Genomic DNA, 17535 nt, shown 5'->3' with positions numbered 1-17535 from the left:
AAGGAACAGTGACATCCGCGGTCGCAAGGGAAGCGGCGGTCGACGCCGGTCAAGCGTCGCGTTACACCGGCCGGATGATCGCGACAGAGCCTGTTTCGCCGCCCCCGTCCCCTACCCTGGATCAGATGGTCGACGCCTCTGCGGTCCGGCAACTCTACAGACTGTTCCTGAATCGAGAGCCGGAATCGGAGACGGCGATCGACAATCTTCTTCACCGCCCCCTGTACGCGGCCGTCCATTCGCTGGTCGCTTCCGCCGAGTTCGGTCGAGGGCCGAGCGCCGACCTGACCGTGGGCCGGCCGCTGTGGGGCGGCGCGACGCCCGATCCCGCGCTGACGGCATGGGCCGGCGACGCCCTGCCCCTTGGCGAAGAGACGAGAGAAGCCGTGCGCGCCCGCGCGCGGTCGTGGGCGGCGCTTTACCTGGCCCTGGCCGAGGATGAGATCCTCGGCCCCATCCTGTCCGACACGGGGGCCTTCACCCCCGACCGTCTCGCCGCCCTGCGCAACGTCGCCGCCCTTGTCGGAAGGCTGGAGGAGGCCGACGCCGACCGTGTGCGCGGCTGGGCCGTTCGGACCGATGCGCTCGACACGCCGGTCGCCCTCGAACTGTGGGCCGACGGAGTCTTCTGCGCCGCAGCGTTAAGCGACGGGTTCCGCCGTGACGTGCAGGATCAATTCGGCGGATCGGGCCGCGCCGGCTTCGACATCCTCGTACCGCCGGCGATGCGATCGCGCCGCCCCCAGCTTCTGCTGGAGGTCCGGGCCGCGGGGGCGCCGATGATCGTGGGTCGGGCCAGCGTCGAGACGGGGACGCCCGGCGTCGACCTCCTGGCGGCGACCCTTGACGAGGTCCGGCACGCGCGCTTGGCGCTGGAACGCCTGGAGGCGCGGCTGCCCTATCTGGAGACTCGGCTTTCCGTTCCGTTCGCCGCCTATGACGCCTATCGGCGCGCCTGGCCGGCGACGGGCGACGAGGCGACGGCGGCCGGCCCCGACAGGGACGCGGACATGGACGTAGTCGTCGACATCGGCGCGGCGACGGACCGAGAACTGGACCAGACCGTTCGCGCCCTGCTGGAGCAATCGCGTCCCGCGCGGCGCCTGGTGCTGGTCGGGGACGAGGCGCGTCGCCCGCTGGCGCTGGACCTGGCCAATCGCGCGGCCTGGCGCGACGGATCGGCGATCCGCTTTGCGCCAAGCGGCGCGCCGACGCCGGCCGAGCGGATTTCGGCCGGGCTGGAGCAGGCCTCGGACGCCTCGACGGTGCTGCTGCTTCGCGCCGGCGACGTGCCCGCGATCGGCGCCCTGGCCTGGCTGGGCGCCGCCTTCGCCCGATCGGCGCAGGTGGAGGCGGTCTATATGGACGAGGACGTGCTGGCCCCCGGCGAGGAGGCGTTCGATCCGGACGAACGCCGCCGGGTCGGGCCGCGACTGAAGCCCGGCCCCGATCCCGACCTGCTGGCGCAGACGCCCTATGTCGGCGCGCCCCTGGCGTTTCGCCGGTCGGCCCTGGATCGGGTGGGTCTGGACGCCAAGGCGGGGGCCCTGTGCGGCGCCGACGCCCTGCTGGCCCTGCCCCCCGCCGCCGTCGCCCATGTCCCGCGCGTGCTGGTGTCTTCGCCCGCGCGCGCAGACGACCTGGCGCCCTGGGCCGGGTGCGTGGAGCGCCGGCTGGGCCTTGCGACCGAGCCGCGAACCGACATCCTGGGCGCCGACATCGCCGGCGCGGTTCGCGTGCGCCGCCCGACGCCACCGGTCCGCGCGGCCGTCATCATCCCCACGCGAGACGCCCTGGACCTTCTGCGCCCCTGCGTCGACAGCGTGATGGCGCACGCCGCGTCGAACGGCGTCCATGCCGACCTGCTGATCATCGACCACGAGAGTCGAGATCCGGGAACCCTGGCCTATCTGTCCGACCTGGCCACAGGCGGTCACGCCCGCGTCCTGCCCCACCAGGGAGAGTTCAACTGGGCGCTGATGAACAATCTGGCGGCGGCCGAGACGGACGCGGACGTTCTGGTCTTCCTGAACAACGACACCGTGGTCCTGAGCCCGGACTGGCTGGATGAACTGGCCGCCCAGGCCATGCGGCCCGAGGTCGGCGTGGTCGGCTGCCGCCTGGTCTATGGCGACGGGGCGATCCAGCACGCGGGGTTCGTCGCGCGTGAACAGCGCGAGGGCTTCCTGACCCACGAAGGCGTCGGCGCGCCGGGAAGCGATCCCGGCTATCTGGGCCGCCACGGCCTGCTGCGATCGGCCGTCGCCGTCACCGGCGCCTGCATGGCCGTGCGCGCCGAGATCTTCCGGCGCCTGGGCGGGTTCGACGCCGCCAGTTTCCCGGTCGAGGGCAACGACGTCGACCTCTGCCTGCGGGCCCAGTCCGAGGGCCTGCGCGTCCTCTATGATCCCTACGCCACCCTCTATCACTTGGAATCCCGGACCCGCGGCTTCAACACCGATCCGGAGCGCCAGGCGCGCGCCGACGCCGCCAACGCCATCCTGTGGGCGCGCTGGGGTCAGCGGTTCGGACGCGATCCCGGCTTCAATCCGCACTTCGACCGCACCCTGCGGCCGTTCTCTCGTCTTCGCCCGCCGCCTGCGGGCGCTTGAGCCGGGGCCGGAGTCCGGCCTAGAAGCGTCCGCCAGATCAGGAGCCCCGCATGCGCCCCATCCTTTCCGCCGCCTGTTGCGCCCTGGCGCTGGCGGTCGTGCCCGCCGCGGCCCACGCCCAGTCCGAACCTTCGCCGGCGCCCAGCGAGGTCCCGCCTGCCGCCGCCGCCGAGAAGTCGTCGGAAGAGCGGGCGATCGAGGCCAAGGCGGCCGCGCTGCGCGACGGCCTGGTGCGGATGCAGGACGAACTGGTCGCCGCCTGGCCCGACGGCGACAAGGAAGCGATCATCGCGCCCTATCGCGCCCAGGCCGACGACCTGGCCGCCTCGGCCGAGGCCTTTCTGAACGCGCGGGCTGAGGCGGCGACCGACGCCGAAACCGCCGAGGCGCTGAGGAAGGAGGCTGTCGAAAACGGTTCCAAGATCCGCGCAATGCCCGATCTGATCGCCCGGACCGTGATGCACGCCCTGGCCAATCCCAGGCCCGCGCCCGAGCCGCAACCCGAGCCGCAGGCCCAGCCGGACACGCCGGCGCAGTAATCCGTCGACCGCCGGACGGCCGGGGGCGCTACTGGTCCTCGTCGAATTTTCGCGCGACCAGGTCGGACAGGGCCGCGATCGCCTCTTCGGCGTCGGAGCCTTCGGCCGACACCTGGATGTCGCAGCCGATGCCGGCGCCCAGCATCAGCAGCCCCATGATCGAGCGGGCGTCCACCGTCACGCCGTCGCGCGAAACCTTGATCTCGCTGTCGAAGCTGGACGCCAGCTTGACGAACTTGGCGGAGGCGCGAGCGTGCAGGCCCCGCGCGTTGCAGATGTTCAGCGTGGTCGTGGTGCTCATTTCTCGCCCGCGAGCACCCAGGAGGCGACCGAGATGTATTTGCGCCCGGCGTCCTGGGCGTGGGCGACGCAGGCCTCCAGCGTCTCGCGCCCGCGCACGCTGGCCAGCTTGATCAGCATGGGCAGGTTCAGGCCGGCGATCACCTCGGCGCGGGTCTGCTCCATCACCGAAATGGCCAGGTTGGACGGCGTGCCGCCGAACATGTCGGTCAGCAGGATCACGCCCTCGCCGTCGTCGACGGCGGCGGCGGCGTCGACGATGTCGCGACGGCGCCGCTCCATGTCGTCTTCCGGGCCGATGCAGATGGCGGCCACCCCGCGCTGCGGGCCGACCACGTGCTCCATCGCCGAAAGGAATTCAGAGGCCAGGCCCCCGTGGGTGACGATGACCAGACCGATCATAAGGACTTCACTCGCATCCCCGTCCCGAAGCGTCGTCCCCGGACGTTCCCCCGACCGGATGGGAGCCCGGCCGCGTCCGATCGGAACCGCAAGGCGGCTGTCATAGACCCGTTGCGCGCGGGTTCAAACCCTTTCGAGGGCGGCTGCGACCATCTCGACCGCCGAGGCCGGGCGCGGATCAAGCGCCAGGACCGGCGTCTCGACCCCCGCGAACCGCCGGAACTCAGGCTCCGGCAGGCGCTCGACCGCCTCCGGCAAAAGGGCGACGGCCAGCAAGACGCGGGCGACCGGGCGTGTCGCGACGGACACGATCCCGACCCCGCGCGCCTCGATCCGTCCCGCGATTCGTTCCGGCGCCGTCGCATAGAGCGCGCCGTCCGAGGCCCACATCCGCGTGTAGTCGTCGCTGACCAGCCGCCAGCCCCGGCCGATCAGGCGCAGCGCCAGGTCGCTCTTGCCCGCGCCCGACGGCCCCAGGATCGCCACCCCCGCCCATTCGCCCCGGCGCCGGATGGCGACGGTCGAGGCGTGCACGGGCGGTTCGCCGGTCATGGCCGGCGTCCGACGCCGGGCAGGGCGACCTCGAAGCTGGCGCCGACGACCTGGCCCGCCTCGTCCTTGCGGTTCTCGGCCCAGACGCGGCCGCCGTGCGCCTCCACGATCTGGCGCACGATGGACAGGCCGAGCCCGGAGTTGGAGCCGAAAGCCGCGCCCTTGGGCCGGGAGGTGTAGAAGCGCTCGAACACCGTCTCCAGATTGTCGGGCGGCACGCCGGGGCCGTCGTCCTCGACCCGGATGCGGACCGGCAGATCGTCTTCGACGTCCTGCAGCGTCACGGCGACCGCGCCGCCGGCCGGGCTGAAGGACCGGGCGTTGTCGATCAGGTTGCGCACCACCTGGCCCAACGGGCCGTCGCGCCCCATCACCCGCATCGTGGTTTCGGTCGTGGCCAGAACGACCGGAATGTCGCCGGGCTTGGCGGTCGTCTCGTAAACCCCGACGATGTCGGCGATCAGGCGGTTCATGTCGACGGGGCGCGGCCGGTCGCGCGACAGTTCGGCGTCCAGGCGCGAAGCGTTGGAGATGTCGGTGATGAGCCGGTCCAGACGCCGCACGTCCTGCTGCAGCAGGGCCGTCAGCCGGTCGCGCTGATCGTCGGTCTTGACCAGGGGCAGGGTCTCCAGCGCCGAACGGATCGAGGTCAGCGGATTCTTGATCTCGTGCGACACGTCCGCGGCGAAGCGCTCGATCGCGTCCATCCGCGTCGACAGGGTGTCGGTCATCGATTCCAGCGAGCGGGCCAGATCGCCGATCTCGTCGCGCCGCTCCTCCAGGTCGGGCAGGGAGATGGCGCGCGCGCGCTGCAGCTTGACCTGGTCCGCCGCCGCCGAGAGTCGCAGGATCGGCCGCGCTACGAAGAGGTGCAACAGCAGCGACGCCAGCAGGTTCACCCCCAGCGCCACCAGGGCGAAGGGCACCAGGGCGCTGCGTTGCGCCGCCAGGATTTCGTCGACGTTGCCCGCCTCCAGCGTCAGCACGCCCAGCACCTGACGCACGTGGCGGATGGGCAGGGAGACGGACACCACGCGCTCCCCCTCCTCGTTGCGCCGCACGGTGGCCTGGGGTTCCCCGGCCAGGGCGCGCTCGACCTCGGCCTGGACCTGGCGGTCGGACTCGCGGGTCAGGGCCTGCTGGCGGGCCGCGCGCTTTTCCATCCCGGCCGGCGGCGGGGATCCGGCGGGACGCGCGGCCGGCAGCGGTTCGCCGGGAATGTTCTCGGTCACCTGATAGCTGTCGATCAGCGGCAGGCCGTTGATGTCGTACAGCCGCACCCGCTGTCCCTGGGGCACGAAATTGTCCCGCAGCCAAGCCGAGGCCTCGTAGGGGTCCAGTTCCGGGCTGGGGATGCCCCGGCTGATGCCCAGCTCGCCCAGCACGTTCGCCAGCAGCTCAGCCTGGACCGTGAGCGATTCCTGGCGCGCCTGGACCAGGCCCCGGTTCCATTCGTTCAGGGCCAGAGCCCCGCCGAACAGGATCAGCAGGCTGAGAAGGTTCAGCGCCAGGATGAAGCCGCCCAGCCGCGATCCGCCGAAGCGGAACCGCGACCGGCGGGGGGCGGCGTCGTCCTCAGGCTCGCGCCCGGCGGGATCAGCTTTCGCGGTAGCGGTAGCCGACGCCATACAGGGTCTCGATCGCGTCGAACTCGGGATCCACCACGCGGAACTTCTTGCGCATCCGCTTCACGTGGCTGTCGATGGTGCGGTCGTCGACATAGACCTGATCGTCGTAGGCGGCGTCCATCAGATTGTCGCGGCTCTTCACGAAACCCGGACGTTGGGCCAGGGCCTGGAGCAGCAGGAACTCGGTCACCGTCAGCTTGACCGGCTTGCCGTCCCAGGTGCTCTCGTGGCGGGCCGGGTCCATCGTCAGCTTGCCGCGCTTGATCGCCTTGCCGGAAATGTCGGCCGAGGGCTCGGCCTCGCCGCCGTCGGCGCCGGTCCGACGCAGCAGCGCCTTGACCCGTTCGATCAGCAAGCGCTGGCTGAAGGGCTTGTGGATGTAGTCGTCGGCGCCGAGGTTGAACCCCAGGATCTCGTCGATCTCCTCGTCCTTGGAGGTCAGCATGATGACCGGAATCTGCGAGGTCTGGCGCAGGCGGCGCAGCACCTCCATCCCGTCCATGCGCGGCATCTTGACGTCGAGGATGGCCAGATCCGGCGGCGAGCTCTCCAGGGCCGCAAGACCCGAGGCGCCGTCGTGATAGGCGGTGATCTTGTGACCGTGGCTTTCCAGCGCCAGCGAAACGGAGGCCACGATGTTCTCGTCGTCGTCGACCAGAGTGATGTTCGCCAAAGGCCTTATCTCCTGAACTTCGCCGTTCCCGCGAGCGAGAACGCACGACAAGCGTAACCGTTCGATCGCGTTGACATTAGGGCGATCTGAGATGGGCCGCCAGCCGGCGGTTTTCAACGCATCCGCCGCCGCAGCCGGACGGGCCTTGCGATTTTCGTCTGCAAACCTCGCCTTAAAGCCTTGCGGCGCAGGCTGGGGTCATGGCCGGCCCCATCCATTATGAAGTCTACGTCCGCAAGACCGCGCCCTCGGCCTGGTCGCTGCTGATCGCCACCGAGGACCGCAAGCACGCCATAGAGACGGCCGAGGACCAGATGGCGGACCGCCTGGCTGCGGCGGTGCGGGTCTGCAAGGAGACGCTGGACCCGGACACGATGGAGTTCAGCAGCCTGACGATTCTGGAACTCGGCGCGCCCGAGCCGAAGAAGAAGAAGGTCGCGGAGACCGCGCCGCGACCCGCCTGCGGCAGTCCGGCCGAGCTTTACGCCCCCCACGCGCGCGGTCTGATCGGGCGGGTGCTCGAGGATTGGCTGCGCCGGCAGGGCGCCACCGCGTTCGAGCTGCTGCACCGCCCCGACCTCGCGGAGCGGCTGGAGGCCTCGGGCGTGGAACTGCAGCACGCCATCCAGAAGGTCGCCGTGCCCGAAAGCCAGGCCACCGGTCAGGACCTGCACGGCATGATGCGGCACTACCAGAAGCTGTCCGAGCAGGCGATCGCCCAACTTCTGAAGGCGGGACGCGCGGGACTGTTTCCCGATCTGGCGGAACGGTCGGTGGCCGACCTGGCGCATCGGCTGGGCGGCGCGCCGGACCGGGCCTTCGTCATGGGCGGGGCGATCGCCGGCAGCCTCAGGGGCTGCAAGGGCGCGAGGGAACGGCTGGACCGGCTGATGGACCTGATGGAGGCCTCCCCGCCGGACGGGCCGCCGCGCGCCCTGGTCGTGGTTGCGGTCGAACAGATCGCCGCCGAAATGCTGGCCGTGCGCGCCAATCTATCGGAAATCCTGGGTCCTTCGCTGGATCAGGGCGCCAGTCTCGCCGCGGTGGTGCGCATGGTGGCGCCCCAGGAGGTGGACGCCGTGCTGTCGCGCGACCCGCGCATGGCGCTGATGACGCCCCCGATCGAGGGACCGGCCGCGCGCCTGGGCCAGCGACTGTCGGCGGGCGAGTTCCCGCTGTTGGCCGCGACCCTGGCCCGGATGGTGCTGCGCGAACTGTCCAGCGCTCGCCGGCTGCGCCCCAACGACCCGCAGGGCGAGATCGACATTCTGCGGGTCCTGGCCATGACGCTGACGGCGGCGTCCAGGCGGCTTCTGTCCCTGGACGAGGTGCAGGCCGCCTTCGTGGAGCGCTCCAAGTCGCTGATCACGGCGGACTTCGTCGCCGCCTACGTCAAGGACTGCCCCACCGTCCTGACCGAGGCCGAGCACCTGACCCGGTTGTGCGAGAATGTGACCGGCGGCGCCAACAAGCGGGCGGCCGCGCGCTGGCTGGCGGCCTGCGTGACCTCGCTGCGGTTCGAGACCGAGATGCGCCAGGCGACGCCGGGCGGGGCCAGCGCCTCGCAGAAGCTGGCGGTGCTGGCCCGGCTGCAGCGTTCGGTGCAGGCGGCCCAGCTGGGAGAGTTGGAGCAACGCCAGATCCAGGAAGCCATCGGCGCCGTCGGCGGCGCCCTGGAAGCCGACGTCGGCCTCAGCGCCCAGATCGCGCGCGCCGCGGTCGGTCCGGTTCAGAAGCTGACCGCCCTGCTGAGGCTCGCGGTGGGCGAGGCCGCGCCGCTGGGGCCGGCGGCCGATCGCGCCCGGACCGAGGCCGGCCGTCTTCTGCGCGCCCCCGCCACGCGCGCGGCGCTGGACCAGGCGCCCGAACAGGTGGCGGCCCTGCGAGGCCTGATGCAGTCCGCCGGCGTCGCCGCCTGAAGAGCGGTCAGTCGAAGATGTCGAAGATGCTGTCGCGCTTCTTCTTCTTGTAGCGGTAGCCGTCGTCGCGATACCGGTCGTCCTTGTAGCGCCGGTCGTCCTGATACGGGTGACCGCCCCAGGGCGGTGCCGGAGCCTGGGCCTGAGGATGGGCGGGCGCGGGCGCATGAGGCTGGACCGCCGGGGCGGAGGCGCGGCCTTCCTCGGTCGCCGAGGCCATCAGCTTCTCCAACTCGCCGCGATCCAGCCAGACGCCCCGGCAGGTCGGGCACATGTCGAACTGCACGCCGCCGCGCTCCAGGGTCTGCATGGCGGCGTCGTCGTTGGGGCACATCAGAAGAGGCATCGGGCGTCCTTGCGATCAAAAGGGGTCGGGGCGCCGGCGCGGCCCTTGGGGGGAAGGCGGGGCGCTGTGGCCCAACCGCGCGCGGCGCTCCCGAGCGGTCCGACATCGCGCCGCACCCGTCCGAGAGAGGGAAGGAGGTCCCGGATCGGCAACGGCGCCAGAGGGGCCCGTCCCGCCTCTCCAAGCTAGGCGCCCGCCGCGCGGCCCGCCATGCGTCGCGGCGCCACAGGGCCGCCGAGGGATCAGCAGGCCTGCCCTGCGGCCCAGCCCGACGACCAGGCCCATTGAAAATTGTATCCGCCCAGCCAGCCGGTCACATCGACCGCCTCGCCGATGAAATAAAGGCCGGGGACGCTCCGGGCCTGCATCGTCTGCTGGTCCAGGGCGGCGGTGTCGATCCCGCCCAGGGTCACCTCGGCCGTGCGATAGCCTTCCGATCCCACGGGCTTGACGCTCCAGGCGTTGATCGCCTGGTCCAGCCGTCGCAGCGCCTTGTCCGAGGCGTCGGCCAGATTGCCCGACACGCCCTCTCGCGCGCAGACGTATTCCGCGAGGCGACGCGGCACGATGTGCGCCAGGGCGTTGTGCGCCGCCTGGCGGCCGTTGTCGGCTCTTGCCGCCTTGAGCGTCTCGAACACGTCCAGCTCCGGCGCCATCGCGGCGACGATGGCCTCGCCCTCGCGCCAGTAGGAACTGATCTGCAGGACGACGGGTCCGCTGAGGCCGCGATGGGTGAACAGCATCGCCTCGTCGAAACGGGCCTTGCGCCCCTTGTCGGCCGGGGCCGAGGCGATCCGGGCGTCGACGGCCACGCCCGCCAGCGGCGCCAGGGTTTCCAGCAACCCCGCCTCGAAGGTCAGGGGGACCAGCGCCGGCCGGGTCTCCGTCACCCGGATGTCGAACCGGCGCGCGACGTCATAGGCCCAGCCGGTCGCGCCCATCTTGGGGATCGACTTGCCGCCGGTGGCCACGACCAGCGACGCCGCCGCGACTTCCGACCCGTCCGATAGGCCGACCGACCAGCCGTCGCCCGAGCGCGACAGCCGATCCACGCCGGTCTTCAGCCGCAGATCGACCCCCGCCTCGGCCATGTCGTCGGTCAGAAGGGCCACGATCTGCTTGGCGCTGCCGTCGCAGAACAGCTGGCCCAAGGAACGTCCGTTCTGGGTCTTCTCATGCCAGGCGATCCCGGCCCTGTCGACGCGCTTGATGAAGTCGTGCTGCGTGAAGCGCCGCAGCGCCGAGGTGGCGAACCGGGGATTCTCGCCCAGGAAGTTCGCCGGTCCGCAGCCCAGGTTGGTGAAGTTGCACCGACCGCCGCCGGAGATGCGGATCTTCTCGCCGGGCCGGGCCGCGTGATCCACGACCAACACCCGACGGCCGCGCCGGCCGGCCTCCACGGCGCACATCATGCCGGCGGCGCCGGCCCCGACCACCAGGACGTCGAACGACGCCCGGCTCACGAGACCGGCTCCGGACGGCGCGCCTCAGTAGCGGTAGTGTTCGGGCTTGAACGGCCCTTCGACCGGCACGGAGATGTAATCGGCCTGTTCCTTGTTCAGCACGGTCAGCTTGGCGCCCAGCTTGCCCAGGTGCAGGGCCGCGACCTTTTCGTCGAGGCGCTTGGGCAGGGTGTAGACCTTGGTCTCATAGGCCGACTTGTTGGTCCAGAGCTCGATCTGGGCCAGCGTCTGGTTGGTGAAGGACGCCGACATCACGAAGGACGGGTGGCCCGTCGCATTGCCCAGGTTCACCAGGCGGCCCTGCGACAGCAGGATGATCTTGTTGCCGTCCGGGAACTCGACGTGGTCGACCTGGGGCTTGATCTCGTCCCACTTGAAGTTCCGCAGGCCGGCGACCTGGATCTCGGAATCGAAGTGGCCGATGTTGCAGACGATGGCGTTGTTGCGCATCCGGCGCATGTGATCGACGGTGATCACGTCCTTGTTGCCGGTGGCCGTGACGAAGATGTCGGCCTTGTCGCAGACGTCGTCCAGGGTCTGGACGTCATAGCCTTCCATCGCCGCCTGCAGGGCGCAGATCGGGTCGATCTCGGTGACGATCACGCGGGCGCCGCCCTGGCGCAGCGAGGCGGCCGAGCCCTTGCCCACGTCGCCATAGCCGCACACCACCGCGACCTTGCCCGACAGCATGACGTCGGTGCCGCGGCGGATGGCGTCGACCAGGCTCTCACGGCAGCCGTAAAGGTTGTCGAACTTGGACTTGGTGACACTGTCGTTGACGTTGATGGCGGGGAAGGGCAGCTCGCCGCGTTCCGACATCTGATACAGGCGGTGAACGCCCGTGGTCGTCTCTTCCGACACGCCGCCGATAGCGTCGCGGATGGCGGAATAGAAGCCGGGCTTCTCCTTCAGATACCGCCTCATTACCTTGAAGAGGGCCTCTTCTTCCTCGTTCTGCGGGTTGTCGAGGACGCTGGCGTCCTTCTCGGCCTTGGGACCCAGCACGCACAGCAGGGTGGCGTCGCCGCCGTCGTCCAGGATCAGGTTCGGATAGCCGCCGTCGGCCCATTCGAAGATCTTGTGGGCGTAGTCCCAGTACTCTTCCAGCGTCTCGCCCTTGATCGCGAACACCGGCGTGCCGGCGGCGGCGATGGCGGCGGCGGCGTGGTCCTGGGTCGAGAAGATGTTGCACGAGGCCCAGCGCACTTCGGCGCCCAGGGCTTCCAGCGTCTGGATCAGCACCGCCGTCTGGATGGTCATGTGCAGGCTGCCGGCGATGCGGGCGCCCTTCAGGGGCTGTTCGGCGCCGAACTCGTCGCGCAGGGCCATCAGGCCCGGCATCTCGGTCTCGGCGATCGCGATTTCCTTCTTGCCCCAGTCGGCCAGGCCAATGTCGCGGATGATGTAGTCGGTCATGGCTGGACTCCCGGCCGTTCGAGCTTCGTATGGCCGCCCTATAGCCCGCCGCCGCTCGCTGGGCAACGAAGGCATAAGGATATCCTTATGCGATGCCGCTGCGACCTTAACCGTCCGTAAAACCCTTCCGTCTATGCGGATATTCGCCGTGACGGGGGCGTCCGGCCGATTTGAACGAGCGTCCGCATGACCCAGTCCCTCCACCTGCGCGCCGCATTCGCGGGCCTGTCCGCGCGGAGCCCCGCCTATGCGGCCCTGGGCTCCATCATTCGCGAGGCCCTGCCGCGAGCGCTGGACGCCTTTTACGAACGCGTGCGCGCCACGCCAGAGACCCGCCGCTTCTTCCGCGACGACGCCCAGATGCAGGGCGCCAAGTCCGCTCAGGTCGGCCACTGGGACGCGATCGTCGCGGGGCGCATCGACGCCGACTACGCCGCCGCCGTCACCGCCATCGGGCGCACCCACGCCCGCATCGGCCTGGAGCCGCGCTGGTATATCGGCGGATACGGCCTGGTGATGGCCGAACTGATCCGCGCCGTCGTCGGCCGGCCCCGGCCGCGCTTCGCCGGCGCCGCCCATGATCGCCAGACCGCCGAGGGCCTGGCCGAACTGACCCAGCGGGCGATGCTGGACATGGACCTGGCCATCTCGACCTATCTGGACGCCCTGCAGGCCGAACGGGATCGCGTCGCCGCCGCCAAGGCCGAGGCGGACGCGCGTCAGCAAGCCGTCGTCGCCGCCCTGGGCCAGGCGCTGAAGACCCTGGCGGACGGCGATCTGACGGCCCGCATCCACCAGGACTTTCCGTCCGAATACCGGTCCCTGCGAGACGACTTCAACGCCGCTTCCGACAGCCTGCGCCGCGCCTTCACCGCCGTGGCCGACAGCGTCGCCTCCGTCCGCACCGGCTCGGAGGAACTGGCCGCCGCCTCCGATGACCTGGCCAGCCGCACGGAGCGGCAGGCCGCCGGGCTGGAACGCACCGCCGCCACCGCCGAGGAGATCGCCGAGGCGGTGTCGCGCACCGCCGGCGGCGCCCAGGACACGGCCGAGGCCGTCGCCGAGGTGCGCCGCGACGTGTCCGACGGCGGCGAGGTGGTGCAGGAGACCACCGACGCCATGGCCGCCATCCGGGATTCCTCGGTCGAGATCGGCCGGTTCACCTCCCTGATCGACGAGATCGCCTTCCAGACCAATCTTCTGGCCCTGAACGCGGGGGTCGAGGCGGCCCGCGCGGGCGAGGCCGGGCGCGGCTTCGCCGTGGTCGCCCAGGAGGTGCGCGCCCTGGCCCAGCGCTCCGCCGAGGCGTCCGGCGAGATCCGCACCCTGATCGCCACCTCCGCCGAACAGGTCGCGCGCGGCGTCGCCCTGGTCCAGCGGGCCGGCGAATCCCTGGACCGCATCGGCGGGCGGGTGGCCGCCGTCGACGACCTGGCCGGGGGAATGGCCGCCGCCGCGCGTCAGCAGGCCGATCGCCTGGCCGAGGTCCGCCAGGCCCTGAGCCAGTTGGACGAGATCACCCAGCAGAACGCCGCCATGACCGAACAGGCCACCGCCGCCAGCCGGCAGTTGGCCGGCGAAGCCGAGACACTGGCCCGGCAGGTCGAGGCGTTCCGGCTGGAGGCCGCGACGCCAGGCGGTTGGGTCCAGGCCGCATGAGGCGTTTCTTAACGGGGTCGCGCTAGGGTCGCCGCATGGATCGCCGCGCCCTCATCGGCCTCGCCGCCGTCGCCCTGACCCCCGCCGCCGTGGCCCCCGCCGCCGCCAAGGCCTCGTCCGGGGGGGCGCCCGCGTCGGCAGACACCTACTTCCGTCTTCCCGTCGTCACCGCCAGCCTGCTGTTCGCCAACGGAAGGCGCGGCGTGCTGTCGATCGAGACCGGCCTGGACGTCCCGGACGCCGCCCTGCGGACGCGGGCGCAACAGTCCCAGCCGCGCCTGCGCGCCGCCTTCAACACCGCCGCCCAACGCTTCGCCAACAGCCTTCGCCCGGGCATGGCCCCCAACGTCGATCAGCTCGCCGGCGAACTTCAGGCCGCCGCCAACGCGACCCTGGGCCGTCAGGGCGCACGCGTGCTGCTGGGCACGGTGATGGCGGTCTAGAGGAACGAGTAGGGGTCGACGTCCACCGTCAGGCGCACCGAGCCGGGCGCCTTCACCCGGCCCAGCCAGGCGCGCAGAAAGGCCTGGATGTCCACATCCCGGTCCGCCCGCACCAGCAGACGCTTCCGGCGCCGTCCGCGCACCAGGGCCAGGGGCGCGTCGGCCGGGCCATAGACCTCCAGCCGCTCGGCGTTGGGGATGGCCTGGGCCAGGTCGGCGGCGACCTTCTCCACCGCCGCCGCGTTCTCGCTGGACAGGATGATCGCCGCCAGCCGGCCATAGGGCGGAAGCGACGCGATTTCGCGCTCGGCCGTCTCGGCCTCCACGAAGGCGTCGCGGTCGCCTGCGGCCAGGGCCTGGAGCACCGGATGCTCGGGCGTCCAGGTCTGCAGCAGGGCGCGGCCCGGCTTGTCGGCGCGCCCGGCCCGGCCGGTCGCCTGGGCCAGCAGCTGATAGGTCCGCTCGGCCGCGCGCAGGTCGCCGCCGCGCAGGCCCAGGTCGGCGTCCACCACCCCCACCAGCGTCAGGCCGGGAAAGTTATGCCCCTTGGCCGCCGCCTGAGTGGCGACAAGGATGTCGATCTGGCCGTCCGTCATGCTCTGGATCAGGGCGCGCGCCGACTTGCCGTCGGGCACGGTGTCGGAGCTGAAGACGGCGACGCGGGCCTCCGGGAACAGCTGGCGCACCTCTTCTTCCACCCGCTCCACGCCCGGTCCGACCGAAACCAGCGAATCCTCGGCCCCGCACGAGGGACACAGCTTGGGACGCGGCATGGAGAAGCCGGTCAGGTGGCAGACCAGGCGGCCGGTGTAGCGATGCTCGACCAGCCAGCTGTCGGTGTCCGGCGCCGTCAGCCGGTGGCCGCAGGCGCGGCACAGGACGACCGGCGCATAGCCGCGCCGGTTCAGGAACAGCAGGGTCTGCTCACGCCGGGCCAGCGTCTCGCCGATCGCCTGGCGCAGCGGCTGGGACAGCCAGGTCTGGGGATCGGGCGGGCTCTGGCGCAGGTCCAGCAGCTGGATGTCGGGCAAGACCGCCGCCCCGTGCCGCGCGCGCAGCTTCAGCCAGCCGTAGCGGCCCTGGCGCGCGTTCCACAGCGTCTCCAGCGACGGCGTCGCCGAGGCCAGGACCACCGCCGCCCCCTCGATCCGCGCGCGCGCCACCGCCAGGTCCCGGCCGTGATAGACCAGCCCCTCCTCCTGTTTGAACGAGCTGTCGTGCTCCTCGTCCACCACCACCAGGCGCAGGTTCACGAAGGGCAGGAACAGGGCCGAGCGTGCGCCGACCACGATGTTGCAGCGCCCGGCGACCACCGCCTCCCACACCTGGCGACGGCGCGGCGGGGCGACGCCCGAATGCCATTCGGCCGGCGCCGCGCCGAACCGGGCCGTGATCCGCTCGATCACCGCCTGGGTCAGGGCGATCTCGGGCAGCAGGATCAGGATCTGCGCCGCCGGATCCGCGCGCAGGGCCTCGGCCGCCGCCTCCAGATAGGTCTCGGTCTTGCCCGAGCCGGTCACCCCGTCCAGCAGGAAGGGCCGAAAGGCGCGCGCCATCACGCCCTCGGCCATCGCCTGGGCGGCCGCCGCCTGGTCCGCATTCAGGCTGGAGGGCGCATGGTCCGGGTCCGGCGGGTCGAAGGCGGCCTGGGCCGACACCTCGAAGATCTCCAGCACCCCCTCGTCGACCAGGCCCTTGACCACGCCCGACGAAACGCCGGCCGCGCGCGCCAGGTCGGCCGCCGTCAGGGCGCGGTCGCCCAGCGCCGCCAGCACCGCCGTCCGGGCCGGGGTCGCGCGGGCCGGCTGGCGCTCGCCGACGCGGCGCACCCGCCGTTCGGGCCGGGGGGGCGGCGCGCGCAGGCCCTTCAGCGCGGTCGCGGCCATCTCGCCCGGCGCAGCCAGGGTCCAGCGACCGGCCCATTCGACAAAGTCCACCGTCGAGGGCGGCAGCGCCGGATCATCCAGCACCGCCTCCACCGCCTTCAGCCGCCGGTTCGATCCCGTGGTCTCGAACACTTCCGAGACGATCCCGCGCATCAGCCGCGGCCCCAGCGGCACGGCCACCTGGTCGCCGCGCGCCACGACCATCTCGTCCGGCACGGCGTAGTCGAACGCCTCCGGCACCGGCAGGGGAATCAGGACCGAGGCGACTTTCACCGAACCGCGCCCTCGGCTATGACGCCGCCCATGAAACTCTTTCTCGACACCGCCGACGTCGCCGTCATCAAGGACATGGTCCCCACCGGAATGGTGGACGGCGTCACCACCAATCCGTCGCTGATCGCCAAGTCGGGTCGGAACATCGCCGAGGTCATCGCCGAAATCTGCGCCCTGGTCGAGGGCCCGATCTCGGCCGAGGCCGTCTCGCTGGATTTCGAGACCATGGTCAAGGAAGGCGACAAGCTGGCCGCCATCGCCCCGAACGTGGTCGTCAAGCTGCCCCTGACCTGGGACGGGCTGCGCGCCTGCCGCGTCTTCACCGACAAGGGGATCAAGACCAACGTCACCCTGTGCTTCTCGGCCGCCCAGGCCCTGATGGCCGCAAAGGCCGGCGCGACCTTCGTCTCGCCCTTCGTCGGCCGGCTGGAGGACCACGGCGCCGACGGGATCGCCCTGCTGGAGGAAATCCGGGTTCTGTACGACGTGCACGGCTTCGAGACGCAGATCCTGGCCGCCAGCCTTCGCAACGTCGGCCACGTCGCCGCCGCCGCCGTGGCCGGGGCGGACGCCGCCACCTTCGGCGCCGACACCTTCAAGGCCCTGGTAAAGCACCCGTTAACCGACAAGGGGCTTGATGCCTTCATGGCTGACTGGGGCAAGACCGGGCAGTCCATACTGTAATCGTCGCCCTTCCCGGAGAGGTCTGTTGAGCGGCTCATTGGACCTTTTCGCGACGTCGGAAACGGACGGAGCGGCCGCGCTTCACTGGCCCGACGTGCGGGCCTGGCTTCAGGCGCACCCGCAGACCCTGCTGGACGACCGCTCCCTGCTGGAGGAAGTGGGCCTGCGCCCGCACGGTCGCAACGTCGTCGACTTCGGCGCCGCGGCCCTGACCCGGCTGGAAGCGGTCGCCGAGCGCGAGGCCGGCGCCCGTCGCGAACTGGAGATGATCGCCCGCGCCAACTTCGCCGCCCAGACCCAGACCCATGTCGCCACCCTGGACCTGATGGAGGCGCGCAATCACTCCGACTTGGGGCGTCGCCTGGATGCGGCGGCGCAGGGGCGGTTCGGCCTGGCCGGCGCCGCAATCGCCCTGGAGAAGCCCGGCGGCGTGCCGTTCGGCTGGCGCGTGCTGGAGCCCGGCGGCGTCGACGCCCTGCTGGGCGAGCATGGCCTGGCCTGGCTGGGACCGCATTTCGAAGGCCTGGACCTGTTCGGCGCCGCCGCCGACCAGGTGCGGTCCGTGGCATTGATCCGCATGGCGCCCCAGCTGACGCCGGGCGAGCCGCCGCGCCCGGCCCTGTGCGCCTTCGGCTCGCTGGAGGACGAGGGCTTCACCCCCGCCATGGGCTGCGAGCTGGCCGCCTTCCTGGCGCGCGTCGTCGAACGCATGGCCGAGCGTTGGCCGGTGCTGAACTGAA

At 71.2% G+C, this 17535-nt stretch carries 16 protein-coding genes; 7 read left to right on the top strand and 9 right to left on the bottom strand.

What is annotated here, in order from left to right; translation table 11 throughout:
• Window positions 1-125 precede the first annotated feature (125 nt).
• Window positions 126-2612, top strand: a complete 2487-nt coding sequence (locus M8231_RS01030; RefSeq protein WP_250202060.1) for a glycosyltransferase family 2 protein — start codon at window positions 126-128, stop codon at window positions 2610-2612.
• A 50-nt stretch (window positions 2613-2662) separates the two neighbouring features.
• The gene (locus M8231_RS01025) at window positions 2663-3151 is read left to right on the top strand and encodes a hypothetical protein (RefSeq protein WP_249751577.1); all 489 of its coding nucleotides are present in this window, start codon (window positions 2663-2665) and stop codon (window positions 3149-3151) included.
• A 28-nt stretch (window positions 3152-3179) separates the two neighbouring features.
• On the opposite strand, the gene M8231_RS01020 is transcribed toward M8231_RS01025, so the two are convergent.
• The 5 genes from M8231_RS01020 to chvI all read right to left on the bottom strand — a co-directional run bounded on the left by M8231_RS01020 (window position 3180) and on the right by chvI (window position 6706).
• A complete protein-coding gene (locus M8231_RS01020; RefSeq protein WP_249751578.1) occupies window positions 3180-3452 on the bottom strand; it encodes an HPr family phosphocarrier protein in 273 nt (90 codons plus the stop codon).
• The gene (locus tag M8231_RS01015; RefSeq protein ID WP_249751579.1) at window positions 3449-3853 is read right to left on the bottom strand and encodes a PTS sugar transporter subunit IIA; all 405 of its coding nucleotides are present in this window, start codon (window positions 3851-3853) and stop codon (window positions 3449-3451) included. Before M8231_RS01015 ends, M8231_RS01020 begins: the two co-directional genes overlap by 4 nt.
• 123 nt (window positions 3854-3976) lie before the next feature.
• Complete coding sequence (locus M8231_RS01010; protein ID WP_250202059.1) at window positions 3977-4405, bottom strand: HPr kinase/phosphorylase; 429 nt, start codon at window positions 4403-4405, stop codon at window positions 3977-3979.
• The gene (chvG, locus tag M8231_RS01005; protein WP_250202058.1) at window positions 4402-6033 is read right to left on the bottom strand and encodes a two-component sensor histidine kinase ChvG; all 1632 of its coding nucleotides are present in this window, start codon (window positions 6031-6033) and stop codon (window positions 4402-4404) included. The genes M8231_RS01010 and chvG overlap by 4 nt, the downstream gene beginning before the upstream one ends.
• A complete protein-coding gene (chvI, locus tag M8231_RS01000) occupies window positions 6002-6706 on the bottom strand; it encodes a two-component response regulator ChvI (protein WP_249751580.1) in 705 nt (234 codons plus the stop codon). Before chvI ends, chvG begins: the two co-directional genes overlap by 32 nt.
• 200 nt (window positions 6707-6906) lie before the next feature.
• Here chvI and M8231_RS00995 point away from each other — a divergent pair, with 200 nt between their 5' ends.
• The gene (locus M8231_RS00995) at window positions 6907-8625 is read left to right on the top strand and encodes a hypothetical protein (RefSeq protein ID WP_250202057.1); all 1719 of its coding nucleotides are present in this window, start codon (window positions 6907-6909) and stop codon (window positions 8623-8625) included.
• Window positions 8626-8632: 7 nt separating this feature from the next.
• Here the strand turns inward: M8231_RS00995 and M8231_RS00990 are convergent, their stop codons facing one another.
• The 3 genes from M8231_RS00990 to ahcY all read right to left on the bottom strand — a co-directional run bounded on the left by M8231_RS00990 (window position 8633) and on the right by ahcY (window position 11850).
• On the bottom strand, window positions 8633-8971 hold the full coding sequence (locus M8231_RS00990; protein WP_249751582.1) for a TFIIB-type zinc ribbon-containing protein: 339 nt from the start codon (window positions 8969-8971) through the stop codon (window positions 8633-8635).
• A gap of 242 nt (window positions 8972-9213) precedes the next feature.
• Window positions 9214-10434: a BaiN/RdsA family NAD(P)/FAD-dependent oxidoreductase gene (locus M8231_RS00985; protein WP_431307119.1), complete on the bottom strand. Its 1221-nt coding sequence runs from the start codon at window positions 10432-10434 to the stop codon at window positions 9214-9216.
• A gap of 24 nt (window positions 10435-10458) precedes the next feature.
• Window positions 10459-11850, bottom strand: a complete 1392-nt coding sequence (ahcY, locus tag M8231_RS00980) for an adenosylhomocysteinase (RefSeq protein ID WP_249751583.1) — start codon at window positions 11848-11850, stop codon at window positions 10459-10461.
• 186 nt (window positions 11851-12036) lie between these two features.
• Here ahcY and M8231_RS00975 point away from each other — a divergent pair, with 186 nt between their 5' ends.
• Both M8231_RS00975 and M8231_RS00970 read left to right on the top strand, forming a co-directional pair.
• Window positions 12037-13509 carry a methyl-accepting chemotaxis protein gene (locus M8231_RS00975; RefSeq protein ID WP_250202056.1) on the top strand — a complete coding sequence of 491 codons (1473 nt, stop codon included), beginning with the start codon at window positions 12037-12039 and terminating at the stop codon, window positions 13507-13509.
• A 35-nt stretch (window positions 13510-13544) separates the two neighbouring features.
• Entirely contained in the window at window positions 13545-13952 is a 408-nt protein-coding gene (locus tag M8231_RS00970) for a Tat pathway signal protein (RefSeq protein ID WP_250202055.1), read from the top strand.
• Here the strand turns inward: M8231_RS00970 and M8231_RS00965 are convergent.
• Entirely contained in the window at window positions 13949-16111 is a 2163-nt protein-coding gene (locus tag M8231_RS00965; RefSeq protein WP_250202054.1) for a primosomal protein N', read from the bottom strand. The two genes, M8231_RS00970 and M8231_RS00965, sit on opposite strands and share 4 nt — an antisense overlap.
• A 30-nt stretch (window positions 16112-16141) precedes the next feature.
• Here M8231_RS00965 and fsa point away from each other — a divergent pair, with 30 nt between their 5' ends.
• Window positions 16142-16795 carry a fructose-6-phosphate aldolase gene (gene fsa, locus M8231_RS00960; protein WP_249751587.1) on the top strand — a complete coding sequence of 218 codons (654 nt, stop codon included), beginning with the start codon at window positions 16142-16144 and terminating at the stop codon, window positions 16793-16795.
• Between the two features lie 37 nt (window positions 16796-16832).
• Window positions 16833-17534 carry a DUF484 family protein gene (locus tag M8231_RS00955; RefSeq protein ID WP_249751883.1) on the top strand — a complete coding sequence of 234 codons (702 nt, stop codon included), beginning with the start codon at window positions 16833-16835 and terminating at the stop codon, window positions 17532-17534.
• The last annotated feature ends 1 nt before the right edge of the window (window position 17535 follow it).

The sequence above is a fragment of the Brevundimonas albigilva genome (assembly GCF_023573565.1).
GTDB lineage: Bacteria > Pseudomonadota > Alphaproteobacteria > Caulobacterales > Caulobacteraceae > Brevundimonas > Brevundimonas albigilva.
The sequence above is the reverse complement of the archived record's forward strand: the minus strand, read 5'-3'. Positions and strand labels throughout refer to the sequence as shown.